This window comes from Mycolicibacter sp. MU0083 (assembly GCF_963378075.1).
Classification (GTDB): Bacteria; Actinomycetota; Actinomycetes; order Mycobacteriales; family Mycobacteriaceae; genus Mycobacterium; species Mycobacterium kokjensenii.
In genome coordinates this window covers 1,776,729-1,793,510 of sequence record NZ_OY726394.1, presented here as the reverse complement: position 1 = coordinate 1,793,510, position 16,782 = coordinate 1,776,729, and the positions used below count along the sequence as shown (strand labels likewise).

Genomic DNA, 16,782 nt, shown 5'->3' with positions numbered 1-16,782 from the left:
GAGACCAACGGCCCGAGATGGAGGCCGACGCGGCCGGTCCGGTCGGACCCGGGAACTTTGTCCACGCCGTAGGCTGATTCTGTGACCCGACCCGACGACGGCACTGCCCTCCCCGACCTGCGCGACACCATCGTCGTGGCGGCGTTCGAAGGCTGGAACGACGCCGGCGACGCCGCCAGCGATGCGGTGCAGCACCTCATCAGCATCTGGGAGGCTCGCCTGATCGTCGAGATCGACGACGAGTCCTACTACGACTACCAGGTGAATCGGCCGGTGATCCGTCAGCTCGACGGTGTCACCCGGGAACTGGTGTGGCCGTCGATGCGCATCTCGCACTGCCGGCCGCCGGGCAGCGAACGCGACATCGTGCTGATGCACGGCGTCGAGCCGAATATGCGCTGGCGGTCGTTCTGCGCCGAACTGCTGGCGGTCATCGAAAAGCTCGATGTCGACACCGTGGTGATCCTGGGAGCGCTGCTGGCCGACACGCCCCACACCCGGCCGGTGCCGGTGTCGGGGGCGGCGTATTCGTCGGAGTCGGCGACCCGTTTCGGGCTGACCGAGACCCGCTACGAAGGCCCGACCGGCATCACCGGGGTGTTCCAGGACGCCTGCGTGGCGGCCGGAATCCCGGCGGTCACGTTCTGGGCGGCGGTCCCGCACTACGTCTCGCAGCCCCCCAACCCCAAGGCCACCGTCGCCCTGCTGCAGCGCGTCGAGGACGCCCTCGACATCGAGGTTCCCCTGGGTGACCTGCCGGAGCAGGCCGAGGAGTGGGAGCTGGCGGTCACCGAGATGGCCAGCGAGGACGACGAGATCGCCGACTACGTGGCCTCGCTGGAGGAACGCGGCGACGCCGAAGTCGACATGACCGAAGCGTTGAACAAGATCGACGGCGACGCGCTGGCCGCCGAGTTCGAGAAGTACCTGCGCCGACGCCGACGCTGAACCGGGCGGCTACTTCTCGATCGACTCGTTGTAAGCGCTGGTGGAGCGACCCAGGGCGGCGACTTCGGCATCCATCCGCGGCAGCAGGTCCGGCACGTCCTTGGTGATGGCCGATTCGATCACCCGCAGGTTCAGCAACGGCTTGATCCAGCGGAACAGTCCCACCCAGCCCGGACAGTAGACCCGGGCGCGGCGCTCTTCAATGCCCTTGACGAACGCGTCGACGCACTTGTCCACCGAGGTGGTCTTGTTCAGCGGCCAGGGCAGCTTGGCCAGCGTCTCCTGGAAGGTCGCCAGGTCGGCCTTGCTGTCGCGCACCAGGGCGGTGTCGATCCAGGCCATGTGCGCGATTCCGACCGTCACGCCCTGGTATTCGACTTCTTGGCGCAGGGCGTTGGCGAAGTGCTCCACCCCGGCCTTGGCCGCGTCGTAGGAGGCCATTCCGGCCAGCGGGGCGAACGCCGCCATCGAGGACACCACCAGCACGTGCCCGCGCCGCTCGATGACCGCCGGCAGCGTCGCCCGCACCGTGTGGAACACCCCGACCAGGTCGACGTCGATCACCCGCCGGAACGCCTCGGGGTCGACGCCGAGCACCGACCCGTAGCTGGCGATGCCGGCGTTGGCCACCACGGTGTCGATCCGGCCGAACCGTTCGACGGCCGCATCGGCGGCGGCCTGCATGGCGTCCAGGTCCCGGACGTCGGCGGCGACGGTCAGCACCCGGTCCCCGCCGAGCTCGTCGGCAAACTTCTCGAGCTGGGCTTTGTCCAGGTCGGTCAGCACCAGTTTGGCGCCCTGGGCGTGCAGTCGCCGGGCCACCTCGGCACCGATTCCGTGCGCGCCGCCGGTGATGAACACGACTTGGGAGTGAATCGAAGGCATTCACTCAACCTACCCGCACCGCGGGGTGGGCTACAGGGTCACGCCCAGCAGCGCATCGACCGCGGCGGCCACCGAACCCGGTGCCGTGGTGTCGTGTCCGCCGTACTCCAGCGCGTCGGTGACCCAGCCGTCCAGCGCCGCCAGCGCCTTGACCGTGTCCAGGTCGTCGGCGAGGTAGCGCCGCACCCGGCCGATGACGTCGGCGGCGTCGGGGCCGGCCGGCAGCTCGGTGGCGGTGCGCCAGCGGTGCAGGCGGGTTCCGGCGTCGGCCAGCGTCTGGTCGTCCCAGAACCGGTCGCTGCGGTAATGCCCGGACAGCAGGCCCAGCCGGATCGCGGCGGGTTCCACGGCCTGGGCGCGCAGCTTGGAGACCAGCACCAGGTTGCCGCGGCTCTTCGACATCTTGTGCCCGTCCCAGCCGATCATCCCGGCATGCACGTAGTGCCGGGCGAAACGTCGTTCCCCGGTGAGGGATTCGGCATGTGCTGCCGAGAACTCGTGGTGCGGGAAGACGAGGTCGGAACCTCCGCCCTGAACGTCGATGCCGGAGCCGATCCGGGTGAGCGCGATCGCGGCGCATTCGACGTGCCAGCCCGGCCGGCCCGCGCCGAACGGTGCGGGCCAACTGGGTTCGCCCGGGCGGGCGGCACGCCAGAGCAGGGCGTCGAGCGGATCGGCCTTACCGGCCCGGTCCGGGTCGCCGCCGCGCTCGGCGAACAGCTCCAACATGGTCGCCCGATCGAGCCCGGATTCGTAGCCGAACTGGGTGGTGGCGTCCGCGCGGTAGTAGATGTCGGCGTGCTCACCGTCGACGACGTAGGCCGTTCCGGCGGCCAGCATCTTCTCGATCACCTCGACGACCTCGTCGATGGCCTCGGTGGCGCCGACGTAGTGCTGCGGCGGCAGCACCCGCAAGGCGGTCATGTCGGCGGCGAACAGTTCGACCTGGTCGGCGGCGAGCGCTTCCCAGGCCACGCCGTCACGTTCGGCGCGCTCGAGCAGCGGGTCGTCGACGTCGGTGACGTTCTGCACGTAGTTGACCTGGTGCCCGGCGTCCAGCCAGAGCCGGTGGATCAGGTCGAACGCCAGGTAGGTGGCGGCGTGGCCGAGGTGGGTGGCGTCATAGGGGGTGATGCCGCAGACGTACATGCCGGCCGTCGGACCCGGCGCCACCGGGCGGACCTGGCGGTCGGCGGTGTCATAGAGGCGCAGCGCGGGGCCGCGCCCGGGCAGGACCGGAACGGCCGGCGCGGACCACGATTGCATGCCCACGACTGTAAAGCCCGACCGGGAAGCGGAGACCGCCGCATCAACCCGACGGTTACAGCACCGTCTGCCGTATCGCGTCGAGCAGCAGCGGCGCCACGTCGGGCCGGCACATGAGCAGGTCGGGCAGGTACGGGTCGGGCCGGTTGTAGCGCAGCGGCGAGCCGTCTATGCGGGAGGCGTGCAGCCCGGCCGCCAGCACCACACCGGCCGGAGCGGCCGAATCCCACTCCCACTGGCCGCCGGCGTGCAGGTAGGCGTCCACGTCGCCGCGCACCACGGCCATCGCCTTGGCCCCCGCCGATCCCATCAACACCGGTTCGACCGGCAGCACCTCGCGCAGGATGCGCACGAACCCGGGCATCCGGGACGCACTGACGGCGATCCGGATGGGGTCGGGGGTCTCGGCGGCCCGGGGGTGATCGGCGACCGTGTCGGTGCGGAATACGACGTTGCTGCGGTTCTCGTAGGCCGGCAGCGACACCGCCGCATCGGTGATGGCCCCGGCGCCGCCGGCCCCGCCGCGCTGCCACAGCGCGATGTGCACCGCCCAGTCCTCGCGTCCGCGCATGGTGAATTCGCGGGTGCCGTCGAGCGGATCGATGATCCAGACCCGGTCGGCGTTCAGCCGCTTGAGGTTGTCCGGCGATTCCTCGCTGAGTACGGCGTCGTCGGGGCGCGCCTCACGCAACCCGCGCAGGATCAACTGGTTGGCCATCCCGTCACCGGTGTCGCCGAGATGCCACGGCTGCTCGAACCCCACCTCGTCACGAACCGCCAGGAGGAGCTTTCCGGCGTCGACGGCCAGTTCGGCGGCTAATGCCGCGTCGGTCAGCGTCACCCTTGGCAGTATTCCCGACTCCGGGCCAGACCAGCGGCGCGGGGACGGCGGTGGGCCGCGAGTCCGCCTAGAACGCCGGCCACGGGATCGGGCGATGCCGGTCGGGGCCGGGCATCACCGGATGCGCCAGCAGGTCGGTGACACGCCGACGCAGCGCGTCGGTCTCCTCGGCCGTCAGGTGCGGGCGCAGGGCGTCGGCCAGCGGACCGTCCAGGGCGGCCAGCAGCCCGGCCAGCGCCGGCAGCGCCTCGGCGTCGAGGTCGGCCACCGACTTGCCCGCCCAGCCCCACAGCACGGTGCGCAGCTTGTCCTGGGTGTGCAGGCTCACCCCGTGGTCGACGCCGTAGACGCGGCCGTCGGTACCCGACAGCACGTGTCCGCCCTTGCGGTCGGCGTTGTTGATCACCACGTCGAAGATGGCCAGCCGCCGCAGCCGGGCGTCGTCGGCGTGCACCAGGGTGACCGGTTCGCCGTCGTGGCCGTAGGCCTGCAGCACCGGCAGGTAGCCGGCCGGGAGGTCGCCGGCGGGCACGACGTCCACCAACCCGAGTGCGGGGGCTTCGCCGTCTTCGTCGTCCTGGGGTTGATCCACCCACCGCTGCACCATCCCCGGCCCGGCAGGTCCGTCCCGAATAATGGTGTAGGGCACCAGATTCCAGCCCAGTTCCGCCGAGATCAGATGCGCGCCCAGCTCGCGGCCGGCCAAGGTGCCGTCGGGAAAGTCCCACAGCGGTTGCTCGCCGGCGACCGGTTTGTACACGCAGTGCAGGCGATGCTCCCCCAGCGATGCCTCGCACAGGAAGGTGGCGTTGCTGGCCGACCGGATCCGGCCGAGGATCTGCAGTTCCCCGGAGCGCAACGCCGCCCGGTCGTCAGATGACGGGGTCATCGGGCTCGTCGTCGGACCCGAACGCTCCCCGCCGATAGCCGTTGGTGCGAACGCAGATGTGGCCGGCCGGGTCCAGGGGTTCCTCGCAGAGCGGACACGGCGGCCGACCCGCCGAGATGACCCGGTTGGAGCGGGTGGCGAACTGGCGGGCGGACTCCGGGGTCAGGAATACCCGCACCGCGTCGGGGCCGTCCTCGGTGTCGTCGAGCACCACCGACGCATCGAACTCGGTGTCGCTGACCGCGAGCAACTCCACCACCACGGTCTGCGCCTCGGAGTCCCAGCCCAACCCCATGGTCCCTACCCGGAATTCGGCCTCCACCGGCGTCACCAGCGGGCTCAGGTCGTCGATCTCGGTGGGCTCGGGTGGTACCGGCGTGCCGAATCGGCGGTGCACCTCCAGCAACAGCGCACCGATGCGCTCGGCCAGCACCGCGACCTGTTGCTTCTCCAGCACCACCGAGACCACCCGCTCCTGATGCACGGCCTGCAGGTAGAAGGTGCGGTTTCCGGGTTGGCCGACGGTCCCGGCCACGAAGCGGTCGGGGGTGCGGAAGACATGGATGGCTCGGGACATGGCAACTCCAAAATACCGGCAGCAACGGCGGATGCCGGTATCACCGTCGACTAGGTGGTGGTCCCGCCGACCACGGCGGCACTGTCGTGACCGGTGTCCGGCGGTGCATCGCGCACCGTGGCGGCCAACGATGCGCCGGTGTGATTGACGTGGATGACGAACGGGCGCAACGGCGTGTAGCGGATCACGCTGGCCGACGCCGGGTCGGCGGTGATCCGCTGGAAACCGTCGAGGTGCACACCGAGCGCGTCGGCGATCACGGCTTTGATGACGTCGCCGTGGGTGCACGCCACCCACAGCACGTCGGCGCCGTGCTCGGCGGCCAGTGCGCGGTCGTGGTCGCGGACCGCGGCGACGGCACGGGCCTGCACCTGCGCCAGGCCCTCGCCGTCGGGGAAGATCGCCGCACTGGGTTGGGCCTGCACCACCCGCCACAGCGGTTCGGAGACCAGTTCGGTGAGCTTGCGTCCGGTCCAGGAGCCGTAGTCGACCTCGGCGAGCCGGTCGTCGACCAGCGGCTCCAATGCCAGCGCCCCGGCCAGCGGTTCGAGGGTGCTGCGGCAGCGCAGCAGCGGTGAACGCACCAGCGCCTTGATCGGCAGGCCGTCGAGTCGGGCGACGAGTTGCGCCGCCTGCTTCCGGCCGCGGTCGTCGAGGTCGACGCCCGCACTGCGACCGGCCAGCACCCCGGAGGTGTTGGCGGTGGAGCGGCCGTGCCGCAGCAGGATGACCGTCACGTCGATGCCGCCAGCACGCCGGTGCCCAGCAGGATCAGGATCGTCGTCCCGGCGATGATCCGGTACCCGACGAACCAGTACATGCTGTGGGTGATCAGGAACTTCAGGAACCAGGCGATCGCCGCCCAGCCCACCGCGAAGGCGATCAGGGTGGCCACCAGCAGTTGCGGCCCGGTGGCGCTCATCCCCTCGCCGGAGGGGTGGAAGGCGTCGGGCAAGGAGAACAGCCCGGAGGCGAACACCGCGGGGATGGCCAGCAGGAAGCCGAACCGGGCGGCCAGTTCGCGGTCCAGTCCGGCGAACAGCCCGGCGCTGATGGTCGCACCGGATCGGGAGACCCCCGGCACCAGCGCCAACGTCTGCGCCGAGCCCACCAGGACCGCGTCGCGCCAGGTCAGCTGCTCGGCGCGGCGGGTCTGCTTGCCGAAGTACTCGGCTACCGCGATCACCACGGCGAACACCACCAGCGCGGTGGCCACCACCCACAGGTTGCGGACGCCGGACCGGATCTGGTCTTTGAACACCAGGCCCAGCACGCAGATCGGGATGGTGCCGATGATGACGTACCAGCCCATCCGGTAGTCGGTCCGCCGCTCCTCGGCCAGCGGGGTCTTGGCCAGCGCCGACATCACCCCGGACAGCCAGGCGGTGGCGATCCGGGCGATGTCCTTGGCGAAATAGACCAGCACCGCGACCTCGGTCCCCAGTTGGGTGACCGCGGTGAACGAGGCCCCGGCGTCACCGGCGAAGAACAACCGCGAGACCAGCGCCAGATGCCCCGATGAGGAGACCGGCAGGAATTCGGTGAGGCCCTGAACGATCGCCAGGACGATTACTTGCGGCCACGACATCACGGCCTGGGCTACCGACACGACGACGACCGTACCGGGCTGGGGTCAGCGGGTCAGCTCGGACACCACGTCGCGGACCGCCGCCGACAGGCTGCGTTCGTCGGCGACGTCGATCTCGAACAGCCGCCGACTGGCCGTGGCCACCACGTCTTCGTCGTGCGGGACCGGGCCGGGCAGGCCGGGCCGGTAGACGTCGACCACCAGCTTCTGGTCCTCGGTGCGGAAGGAGAAGGTGCGGCCGTCACCGACCTCACCGAATCCGCTGGCGAACGCGCCGGTCCAGATCTCTTCGATGAAGAACTCCGGACATGCCAGTTGCCAGTCCTTGGCCACAGTCATGTCCGCGACGTTACACCTGAGCAAACTTATGGCTGCGGAGGACATGCCGCGTTCACCTGGCCGCCTTCCTTAGAATCGGTGCGTGCTGAAGCGCCCCTCCCGCCTGAGTCTTGCGGGCCTGTTGTTGCCAATGCTGCTGCTCACGGCGTGCTCGTCCGGCCCCATCAGCATCGCCCCGCCGACGATCGCGCCGGCCGAGCCCGCCGTCTCCCCGGCCGCCGCCGAACGGCCGGCGGGCACCGTGCGCCCGCTGTCCGGCCGAGCGACGGCCGCGGTGTTCGACGCGGCCACCGGGCTGCTGGCGGTGCTGTCGCCCGGGCCCGACGCGCAGGCCCCGGCCACCGTCGATCTGGTGAGCCCGACGGGCCGGACCACCCCCGCGGTGACCCTGCCCGGACCGGCGAGCGCCCTGGCCGGCGACGGCGCGGGACACGCCTACCTGTCCGGTCGCGGGGGCTACGTCGTGGTCGACCTGGCCGGGCGCGGCGTCACCCGGATCGACGTCGACGGTGCCGCCGATGTCGACTTCACCGCGATCGCCCGGCGCGCCGACGGGCGCCTGGTGTTGGGCAGTGCCGACGGCGCGGTCTACACCCTGGCGTCCGACGGCACCACCACCGCCGAACGGACCAAGATCTTCGCCCGGGTCGACGAGATCGTCACGCAGGGCGATATCGCGGTGGTGCTCGACCGCGGCCAGACGTCGGTGACGTCCCTCAACACCGACGGCAAACCGCAGTACGCCCTGCGAGCGGGGCAGGGCGCGACGACGCTGGCCATCGCCCCGGACGGCCCGCTGCTGGCCGCGGACACCCGCGGCGGCCGACTGCTGGTGTACGGCGTGGGCCCGCTGATGCTGCATCAGGACTATCCGGTGCCGCACGCCCCGTACGGGCTGACCGGATCGGGCGGCTTCGCCTGGGTGTCGCAGACCGGCACGAACACCGTGGTCGGATACGATCTGACCACCGGAATCCCCGTGGAGAAGGTTCGCTATCCGACCGTGCAGCAACCCAATACCCTCGTCTTCGACGACACGTCGGGCACCCTGTACGCGGTGTCGGGCTCGGGGGACGGAGTCCAGGTGATCGCCGATGCGAGGCCACGGTGACCGTGCGGCGGGGCCGGCTGCCGGCCGGCTGGGATACCGACTTATCCGATGACTACGAGTGGATTCCGCTGCGCCTGCCCCCGGAGGTCACCCGGATCGGGGCATCGACGCGGTTGTCCATCGAAGCCGAGTACCGAGGTTGGGAGCTGACCCGAGTGCGGTTGTACACCGACGGAAGCAGGCGGGTTCTGCTGCGCCGCAAGAAGTCTGCTGTGAACCCGGCCGGTACCGGCCGCTGCGTCGACCAGCCGGGCCTGTAATCCGATGGGCTTCTACGACGGGCTGCGCCGGGCGTTCTTCCTGGTGCCTGCCGAACGCATCCACAAGGTCGTGTTCGCGGGATTCCGCGGCGCCACCGCCACCTCCGCGGGCCGCCGGATGTTGGGGCGACGACTGGCGCCGCACGACCCGATCCTGGCCACCACCGTGTTCGGGGTGGATTTTCCCGGACCGCTCGGCCTGGCCGCCGGGTTCGACAAGGACGGCCACGGGCTGAACGCTTGGGGCGCTCTGGGTTTCGGCTACGCCGAGGTGGGCACCGTGACGGCTGCCGCGCAACCGGGAAACCCCGCACCGCGACTGTTCCGGCTGCCCGACGACCGGGCACTGCTCAACCGGATGGGGTTCAACAACCACGGGGCGGCCGCGCTGGCGACCCGGTTGACGCGGCAGCGCGCCGAGGTGCCGATCGGGGTCAACATCGGCAAGACCAAGGTCACCCCGCCCGAGGGCGCGGTGGAGGACTACCGCACCAGCGCGCGGTTGTTGGCGCCGCTGGCCGACTACCTGGTGGTCAACGTCAGCTCCCCGAACACTCCGGGGCTGCGCGACCTGCAGGCCGTGGAGACGCTGCGGCCGATCCTGGCCGCGGTGCGCGGCGAGACCGATAAGCCGGTGCTGGTGAAGATCGCCCCGGATCTAGCCGACACCGACGTCGACGCCATCGCCGATCTGTGCGTGGAACTGGGCCTGGCCGGCATCGTGGCGACCAACACCACGATCTCGCGCGACGGGTTGGCCACCCCGGGAGTGGCCGACCTGGGTGCCGGCGGTATCTCCGGCCCGCCGGTGGCCCGCCGGTCGCTGGAGGTGCTGCGGCGGCTCTACGCCCGGGTCGGTGACCGGCTGGTGCTGATCAGTGTCGGTGGCATCGAGACCGCCGACGACGCCTGGGAGCGCATCACCGCCGGCGCGTCGCTGTTGCAGGGCTACACCGGGTTCATCTACGGCGGCGGCCTGTGGGCACGCGATATCCACGCCGGCCTGGCGCAGCGACTGCGCGACGGCGGGTTCGCGTCGCTTGCCGAGGCGGTCGGCTCCGCCGCGTCCTAGCCCCCTTGACCGCGAGCGTGCGTGTCTGTACGCGACACGCCGGTCGCAACCGTACAAGCACGCACGCTCGCTGAAGGAAAAACGCGGGGGTGTTGGCGCTAGTTCTGCTCGTAGGTGCCGACGATCACCGCGCGGGCGATCGCGTGCATGAACAGGTTGAAGCCCAGGAAGGCGGGGCTGGCGTCCTCGGCCAGCTCCAGCTTCTCGACGTCGACGGCGTGCACCGCGACGTAGTAGCGGTGGGCACCGTGACCCGCCGGCGGGGCGGCACCGACGTACCGGCGCATCCCGGCGTCGTTGACCAGGCTCAGCGCGTCACCGGGCAGCAGGCTGCCGTCGCCGACGCCCTCGGGCAGTTCGGTGCAGGTGGCCGGCAGGTTGGCCACCGCCCAGTGCCAGAAGCCCGAGGCGGTGGGCGCGTCGGGGTCGTAGACGGTGACCGCGAAGCTGCGGGTCTCCTCGGGGAAGCCCGACCAGCTCAGTTGCGGGCTGGCGTCCTGTCCCCCGGCGCCCATGATTCCACTGACCTGCGGGTTGGCCAGCGTCCCGCCGTCGGTGAGCGACGTCGAGGTGAGCGTGAACGTGGGCAGCTTGGGCAGCGCGGCGTAGGGATCGGGAGCAGCGGTCATGTGTGGTCCTCTCGTTTCAGATCAACAGTGTGTCAGGAAGTGGTGCAGCACGCGGGTACCGAACTCCAGCGCGTCAACCGGCACCCGCTCGTCGACGCCGTGGAACAGTGCGGCGAAGTCGAGGTCGGGGGGCAACCGCAGCGGGGCGAAACCGAAACAACGAATCCCCAACTTGGCGAACGCTTTTGCGTCCGTTCCGCCGGACAGCATGTAGGGCACGGTGCGGGCCTCGGGGTCGCAGGCCAGCAGCGCGGCGTTCATCGCCTCGACCAGATCCCCGTCGAACGTGGTCTCCACCGGGGGCTGATGGGTGACCCATTCCCGGGTCACGTCCGGGCCGATCAGGGCGTCGACCTCGGCCTCGAACGCGGCCTGACGCCCGGGCAGCACCCGGCAGTCCAGCACAGCCTCGGCCGTCGCCGGGATCACGTTGGCCTTGTAGCCGGCCTGCAGCATGGTCGGGGTCGCGGTGTCGCGCAGCGTGGCGTTGACGATCCGGGAGATCGGCCCCAGCTTCTCGATCATCCCCTCCAGGTCCGGGGAGTCGACATCGATGGCGAGCCCGGTCTCCTCGCCGACGGCGATCAGGAACTGCTCGACGGCTTCGGTGAGCACCACGGGGAACCTGTGCCGGCCGAGTCGGGCCACCGCCTCGGCCAGGATCGTCACGGCGTTGTCGTCGTTGATCATCGACCCGTGCCCGGCGCGGCCGTGGGCCCGCAACCGCATCCAGCACAGCCCCTTTTCGGCGGTTTCGATCAGGTAAAGCCGGCGCTCGCCGCCGTCGGGCCGCGGCACCGTGAATGAGAAGCCGCCGACCTCCCCGATCGCCTCGGTGACCCCGGCGAACAGGTCGGGCCGGTTCTTCACCAGCCACTGCGCGCCGTAGGTGCCGCCGGCCTCTTCGTCGGCGAGGAATGCGAAGACCAGATCCCTGGGCGGGGTGATGCCGGCCCGGGCCAGGTGCCGCGCCTCGGCGATCATCATCCCGACCATGTCCTTCATGTCGACCGCGCCGCGCCCCCAGACGTAGCCGTCCGCGACAGCACCGGAGAACGGGTGCACGCTCCAGTCGTTCGCCTCGGCGGGCACCACGTCGAGGTGGCCGTGGATGAGCAGTGCGCCGCGGGACGGGTCACTGCCCGCCAGGCGGGCGAAGACGTTTCCGCGCCCCGGCGCGCCGGATTCAAGGTATTCGGTCTCATAGCCGACTTCCTCGAGCTGGGCGGCCACCCAGCGGGCGCACTCGGCCTCGCCTTTGGTGGTGGCCGGTTCGCCGGTGTTGGAGGTGTCGAACCGGATGAGGGCGCTGACGAGTTCGACCACCTCGGCCACTGCGTCGGCGGCAGGATCGGGGACATCGGTCACAGTTACCTTTACTACCACTTCCGCACGCGGCCGTTCCGGGCCCGGTCGGATGGGCGTGGCGGGGCTGGGTTTGGGTCCGGCGGCGGGCATCCGTTAGCCTTAGCTGCCCGGCCGCGCGCCGGGTTGGTCCGAGTGGCGGAATGGCAGACGCGCTAGCTTGAGGTGCTAGTGCCCTATTAACGGGCGTGGGGGTTCAAGTCCCCCCTCGGACACGTCCGGCGACACGACTTAAGTCGGCAGTCGCCGTGACTCGCTGAAGATGCGGGTCGTAGTCGAGGCGCAGGCCCAGGCTTGCGTATACCTGAGCGCGTTCCGCCCCGGTTGCCTCACCAAGCACTGCTGACAGCCCGCCCAATTCCTCAACCAACTCGCTGATTTGTGCGGCAGTCATGACGCGAGGTCGCTCCGCTTGCTCAAGACGGACCTTCAGCTCGTCGCGCTCGGCGGTGCGGCGGCGCAATGCAACAGTCAAATCCTCAACGGCCACACCAGACTCCACGGCGGTAACCAGAGCAGCAACCTTCGCATTCGCCTCGCTGAGCTGGCGCCGCAAGGCCGCGTAGCCAGCCCCTGCTACCGGGTCCGCGTCTTGCCCGCGTGCCAAGTCGGCCGGATCGGCCAGGGTGGCGATCCATTCGTCAAGTCGCGCAGTCACCTCATCTTCACGGAGGTAGACGGTGCGCGGGTGATCACTCAGGTCCGCGGGTACCGAACGCGACTTACCGAGCTCACAACGGTAGAGGATGCGTGTTGTTCGCTTCCCGGCGCGGGCAGCGCCCTGCATCCGCCGTCCACATGCGGCACAGAACAGCAGCCCACGCAGTGCATATGGCACTGTTGACTCTCTGCTGCAAACAAGACCGGGACCCCGCCGCGCCTGCATCCGAAGACGAACAGCCTGCGCTAGTTCGTCACGGATCAGCGCTTCATGCGTGCGGCGTTCTGGTGCGATCCAGTCGGCCTCATCACGCCACCGCATACGAGTCTCATACCCCGCAGCGACATCATCGGGGTTGACCAGAACCTCGTATTTCTCCTGCTTGCCCCAAACACGGATACCGCGGTACGCCGGGTTGTCGAGTATCGCGCGGATCGCCGAATGGGACCATCCTCGTGGGTCACGATGCCGATTCCGTGCCGGGTCGTACTGGCTCGGTGACGGTACACCATCGTCGGTGAGCCGTTGCGCGATATAGCGCAGGCCCGCTCCGTCGGCGTACATGCGGTAGATCCGCTCGACGACCGAAGATGTCGCGGGGTCGGGTTCGAGGCGGTGAAGCCGCTGCCCAAGATTGGCCTTGGCAGGGTTTGGATGCGGGCCGGCATCGACGAGCCGGTAACCGTAGGGTGGTCGACCACCGAGATATCTGGCGGTGTCGTGCGCGAGTGCTGACATCGCCGTACGGACGCGCATCTGGATTCGAGCGCGCTCTCCCTTGCTCATGCCGCCGAACAGAGTCATCACCAGGTCGTGTGCCTCGGAGCCGGGATCGACCGCTCCGCCGACCTCGGGTACCCACAGGCCAACTCCGTAGTGCGTGAGGACAGGGAAGGTGAGCGCGAACTGCGGCCCGTAGAACGCACGGGCGGGTTCCCCAATCACTACGGCATCAAAGCTACGGTCCCGACAAGCGACATCAGCAAGCAGACGTGACGCCTCTGGCCTGCGCTTCCACGGCAGTGAACGGCTCTGTCCCACATCGAAGTAGTCGGCGGCGATGAATCCGCCGTGCGGAGTGATCAGGTCCATGGCACGCCGCTTCTGCCAGCTGCGGCTCGCCTCCGGGTCTTGAGCGTCCTCCGTGCTCACTCGGCCATAGAAGGCGAACCTCAGGCTCACGCCACTCCCCTCCCTGATCCAAGCATCCGGTCCCGCACAGCCATTATCACGTGTACCAGCGCGCGGTTGGCCTCGGACGGAAGTCGATATTGGTTGGGCACAACAATTTCAACACCCCCCTCTGACACCGTCGGCGCATCGGGACGAGCGTCACACCCGGAGCGAGCACGTGCTGCTCGGGACCTGTCAGCCATCGCTTCCCCCTGGCGGATCCCATTGTTGATTGCGGGCTTGGCCACGGACTTCGATCAGTCCGATGCGGCGGGTGTGGATGTGTTGGACGGCCGCGGAGTAGATGAGGGTCCGGTCGCCGAGGCTGGTGGGGCCGGCACGATCGAATTCCCATGCCACCAGATCATCGCCATCGGTGGAGTCGAGGCCGAGATCATGTTGGTGCGCAGTGCTTTTTAAACGTTGTTCACGGGTCCAGGCCGCGCGACGTTCGCGCAGCGCGGTCATCGTGGTGGAATAGCGGCGGGATTTGCTGGTGATGTGGCCCCGGTAGCCCAGGGTGTGCAGCCACCGACCGACACCGGCCAGTCCCTTATCGGCGAGTTGGCTGATGGCGGTCAGGATCGCCCGAACGTGGTCGCAGACATCGAGGTCAGCGATGGCCTCGGTGGAGATGCGTCGCGCGCTGATCCCGACGTCAGCTAAGGATTTGGTGACGTATTTCGCGAGGTAGCGAGCTACGCGGCGGCCTGGAAGAACCCCGCCGTGTGGTGAATCCTCCTGCACAGCAGAGCCGTCCGTGCCGGCGTGCCGGTTGTCGATGGGTTGGGTGTCGACTTGTGTGCCGAACCTGATCACCCGTGTCGCTGTATTTGAGGATGAGCGTGTCGCTGTATTTGAGGATGAGTCGGTGACCGTCACGGCCACGGTTCGAACGGCCTGTTGGATGATGGTGGCCAGTTCGGTTGCCGCAAGGGGCGCATGCCAGTCATGACCGCCAGAGTCATCGCTGTCGGGCGGGTCGAGGCGGATCAGGGCATGAATGTGCGGGATGAGCCGGGCTTGCAGTTCGACGACTTTGATGAAGCTGACCTGCACCGCATCCGGGTCGGCGCCCGAAGCACGTAGCTCTCGGCGCAGTGTGCGTCGCAGGGTGATGGTGAAGCGTCGCCACAGTTCGGGCAGGTGCCATGTGAACAGGACATGCCCGGTGTAGTCGTAGCAGTCCGCGCAGATCGGCTGTCCCGCATAGATATCACCTTCGCCGTGGGTTGTGCTGCACCACAGTGGTTTCCCATGCGGGCATCGGCGGTAGCCGCCAGTGTGGTGGTGGTCGCGACACACACGCTGCTTCTTGTCGCCTGCACGCGCGGCGGCGTGAACAGGCCCGTAGCTAGGTGCGGTGAGGGTGACGAACACCTGCGGACGATCGGCCACTGCTGCGGGGATGTTGTGGTGGCCGCCGGCGGTGCCAGCGTGCACGAGCTGCCACGTGTCGCGGGCGTACAGGTCTGAGCACGATGGGCATACCTGTGCGCGGCGGTTGTTGCACCGTGTCCACACCACCCGATCGCGGCCTATCTCGTCGGTACCTCTGAGTTGGATGGGGTGGGCGCAGAAGCCAACAGATTCCGCGCGCCGCCACCACGATTCGAACCCCGTCGAGGACGCGCGGCGCACCATCTGATCCACCACCGCATTGGTGTCGATCGAGCCGGGAACCCCGGGCAACACCAGCGTGGGGGCTGTCGTTGCAGTAGTCACCGTTGACCCCGGGCGGTGTCGGTGCGCCCGCTGTTGGACTGGTTGGTTCGGGTCGCGGCACGAGGTGGCCGGAATCGTGCTGCCAGAGTGGCGATGTCGTGGTCGGCGACGTGAAATGCCCGTACCCGCACCGGTTGGGCCGTGCCATCGATCATCATGTAGCCCACACCGGGAGTGGTGTCGGGGATGTGATCGCAGTCGGCCCCCGCGTCGCGGGCGCCCTGGCCCAAAACCATGGTGGTTTGGGTGGCTTCGGTCAACCGCAACCCGATTCGCACGGTAAACAGCTGCCGCATCGGCAGGGTGTCTTTGGCCGGATCTTGCACCGCTGCCACCACCGAAATGCCGACGGCCCGGCCTTGGGAGAGCAGCAGGCCCAACAGCTGTTCAATTTCGCTGCGCACCTTGCGGTCGGTCACATACGCAGTCAGCGCGGCGATCTCATCGATCACCACCACGAATAACGGCTCAGTCGGAGTCGGGGTGTGCATGCGCGTCTTGCCCCGTAACCGATTGGCGCGGGCGTGCATCACCTCCACTAGTTGCCGCAGCAGGTACAGGGTGGTGCCAGTGGCGTCGTGGGTGAACACCGTGAACATGGGTGCTCCGGCGCCCAGTTCCATGCCGCCTTTCGGGTCGATGACGCAGAGCCGCACTTGTCCGGTTTTCACGGCGGGGGCGAGGCCAGCGATCAGTGACCACAACACTGAACCTTTCCCCGCGCCGGTCGCGCCAGCCACGAGCAGGTGGTGGCCAAGCAGAGGTAGGTGCCACCAGTGGCGGGTTTCGGTGATCCCGACCCGCAGCGACCCCACATCCACCGCAGTCGCCGTCGTGGGCATGGGCAGGGCAATCGGGTCGGCCAGCACGTCGCCGCGCATCAGGGTGATGCGTAGCTCTCCGGGCGCGGTCGCGCGGATGGCGATCCGGTCGGCACGCCAGGCGGCGGCTAGCGCCTCGGATTGCTTGTGCCAATCAGCCAGGGAGTGGCCGGTGACCACTCGCAGCGCCAGGACGTCGGTCGTCTTGCCGATGCGCACCGACTGCAAGGTCGGCACCAAGGTGCGTTCGCCAAGTGTGGCGGTCAGGCCGTGCAGGGTGCACACCGATTGCCAGGTGCGGGTGTAGCGCGACCAGGTCAACCAGCGCCGCCGCACCGGCTCGGTGACCCATCCGTGAAACGATCGCGGGTCCAGCCACGCCCAGCCCGCATACGCGGCAGCGAAAGCAATACCGATGATCAGACCCGCGCGTGAGCCATGGGTAATGGCCATCGCCACGCTGGCGATGATCGGGATGCTGATGGCCGGGAACAGGACCGCCCACCACAGCAGATACCCGGCCGCTTTGAACAGTGAGAGGATGAGGTCGGTGATCCAGTCGTCGTCGTTGGATTGAGAGTTCTTGCTGTTTTTGTAGTTTGATGCCATGACAAGCGTCCCTCTGGTGAGTG

At 68.8% G+C, this 16,782-nt stretch carries 17 protein-coding genes and 1 tRNA gene; 5 read left to right on the top strand and 13 right to left on the bottom strand.

Translation table 11 applies throughout. From position 1 onward, the window contains the following. The first annotated feature begins 81 nt into the window (after nt 1–81). Nucleotides 82–948: a PAC2 family protein gene (locus RCP38_RS08265; protein ID WP_308476623.1), complete on the top strand. Its 867-nt coding sequence runs from the start codon at nt 82–84 to the stop codon at nt 946–948. A 9-nt stretch (nt 949–957) separates the two neighbouring features. On the opposite strand, the gene RCP38_RS08260 is transcribed toward RCP38_RS08265, so the two are convergent. The 8 genes from RCP38_RS08260 to RCP38_RS08225 all read right to left on the bottom strand — a co-directional run bounded on the left by RCP38_RS08260 (nt 958) and on the right by RCP38_RS08225 (nt 7,333). Continuing rightward, a complete protein-coding gene (locus RCP38_RS08260) occupies nt 958–1,833 on the bottom strand; it encodes an SDR family oxidoreductase (RefSeq protein ID WP_308476622.1) in 876 nt (291 codons plus the stop codon). Between the two features lie 30 nt (nt 1,834–1,863). Continuing rightward, the gene (gene mshC, locus RCP38_RS08255; protein ID WP_308476620.1) at nt 1,864–3,099 is read right to left on the bottom strand and encodes a cysteine--1-D-myo-inosityl 2-amino-2-deoxy-alpha-D-glucopyranoside ligase; all 1,236 of its coding nucleotides are present in this window, start codon (nt 3,097–3,099) and stop codon (nt 1,864–1,866) included. A 55-nt stretch (nt 3,100–3,154) separates the two neighbouring features. Further along, nucleotides 3,155–3,940 (bottom strand): 3'(2'),5'-bisphosphate nucleotidase CysQ, encoded by a 786-nt coding sequence (locus RCP38_RS08250; protein ID WP_308476618.1) that lies wholly within the window; start codon nt 3,938–3,940, stop codon nt 3,155–3,157. Nucleotides 3,941–4,007: 67 nt separating this feature from the next. Continuing rightward, on the bottom strand, nt 4,008–4,829 hold the full coding sequence (locus RCP38_RS08245; protein ID WP_308476616.1) for an SCO1664 family protein: 822 nt from the start codon (nt 4,827–4,829) through the stop codon (nt 4,008–4,010). Continuing rightward, a complete protein-coding gene (locus RCP38_RS08240; protein WP_308476614.1) occupies nt 4,813–5,406 on the bottom strand; it encodes a DUF3090 domain-containing protein in 594 nt (197 codons plus the stop codon). The genes RCP38_RS08245 and RCP38_RS08240 overlap by 17 nt, the downstream gene beginning before the upstream one ends. A gap of 50 nt (nt 5,407–5,456) precedes the next feature. Further along, nucleotides 5,457–6,143: a histidine phosphatase family protein gene (locus tag RCP38_RS08235; RefSeq protein WP_308476613.1), complete on the bottom strand. Its 687-nt coding sequence runs from the start codon at nt 6,141–6,143 to the stop codon at nt 5,457–5,459. Continuing rightward, nucleotides 6,140–6,994: an undecaprenyl-diphosphate phosphatase gene (locus RCP38_RS08230; RefSeq protein WP_308477123.1), complete on the bottom strand. Its 855-nt coding sequence runs from the start codon at nt 6,992–6,994 to the stop codon at nt 6,140–6,142. Before RCP38_RS08230 ends, RCP38_RS08235 begins: the two co-directional genes overlap by 4 nt. A gap of 45 nt (nt 6,995–7,039) precedes the next feature. After that, nucleotides 7,040–7,333 carry a hypothetical protein gene (locus RCP38_RS08225; RefSeq protein WP_308476611.1) on the bottom strand — a complete coding sequence of 98 codons (294 nt, stop codon included), beginning with the start codon at nt 7,331–7,333 and terminating at the stop codon, nt 7,040–7,042. 130 nt (nt 7,334–7,463) lie between these two features. On the opposite strand from RCP38_RS08225, the gene RCP38_RS08220 reads away from it, so the two are divergent. The 3 genes from RCP38_RS08220 to RCP38_RS08210 are packed head-to-tail and all read left to right on the top strand — an operon-like array spanning nt 7,464 to nt 9,776. Next, nucleotides 7,464–8,444 carry an SMP-30/gluconolactonase/LRE family protein gene (locus RCP38_RS08220; RefSeq protein WP_308477122.1) on the top strand — a complete coding sequence of 327 codons (981 nt, stop codon included), beginning with the start codon at nt 7,464–7,466 and terminating at the stop codon, nt 8,442–8,444. Then, entirely contained in the window at nt 8,441–8,704 is a 264-nt protein-coding gene (locus RCP38_RS08215) for a DUF5703 family protein (protein ID WP_308476610.1), read from the top strand. Before RCP38_RS08220 ends, RCP38_RS08215 begins: the two co-directional genes overlap by 4 nt. Nucleotides 8,705–8,708: 4 nt before the next feature. Next, nucleotides 8,709–9,776 (top strand): quinone-dependent dihydroorotate dehydrogenase, encoded by a 1,068-nt coding sequence (locus tag RCP38_RS08210; RefSeq protein WP_308476608.1) that lies wholly within the window; start codon nt 8,709–8,711, stop codon nt 9,774–9,776. Nucleotides 9,777–9,874: 98 nt separating this feature from the next. Here the strand turns inward: RCP38_RS08210 and RCP38_RS08205 are convergent, their stop codons facing one another. Further along, entirely contained in the window at nt 9,875–10,405 is a 531-nt protein-coding gene (locus RCP38_RS08205; RefSeq protein WP_308476606.1) for a YbhB/YbcL family Raf kinase inhibitor-like protein, read from the bottom strand. A 21-nt stretch (nt 10,406–10,426) separates the two neighbouring features. Next, nucleotides 10,427–11,773 carry a M20/M25/M40 family metallo-hydrolase gene (locus RCP38_RS08200; protein WP_373692470.1) on the bottom strand — a complete coding sequence of 449 codons (1,347 nt, stop codon included), beginning with the start codon at nt 11,771–11,773 and terminating at the stop codon, nt 10,427–10,429. A 126-nt stretch (nt 11,774–11,899) separates the two neighbouring features. On the opposite strand from RCP38_RS08200, the gene RCP38_RS08195 reads away from it, so the two are divergent. Further along, a tRNA-Leu gene (locus tag RCP38_RS08195) sits at nt 11,900–11,985 on the top strand. Here the strand turns inward: RCP38_RS08195 and RCP38_RS08190 are convergent. From RCP38_RS08190 to RCP38_RS08180, 3 genes are all read right to left on the bottom strand, one after another. Further along, nucleotides 11,967–13,613 (bottom strand): recombinase family protein, encoded by a 1,647-nt coding sequence (locus RCP38_RS08190; protein ID WP_012394803.1) that lies wholly within the window; start codon nt 13,611–13,613, stop codon nt 11,967–11,969. The two genes, RCP38_RS08195 and RCP38_RS08190, sit on opposite strands and share 19 nt — an antisense overlap. A 186-nt stretch (nt 13,614–13,799) precedes the next feature. Further along, nucleotides 13,800–15,329, bottom strand: coding sequence for a replication initiator (locus RCP38_RS08185; protein ID WP_095562670.1), 1,530 nt, complete (start codon nt 15,327–15,329; stop codon nt 13,800–13,802). Further along, nucleotides 15,326–16,759, bottom strand: a complete 1,434-nt coding sequence (locus tag RCP38_RS08180; RefSeq protein WP_046284113.1) for an FtsK/SpoIIIE domain-containing protein — start codon at nt 16,757–16,759, stop codon at nt 15,326–15,328. The genes RCP38_RS08185 and RCP38_RS08180 overlap by 4 nt, the downstream gene beginning before the upstream one ends. Nucleotides 16,760–16,782: the final 23 nt, after the last annotated feature.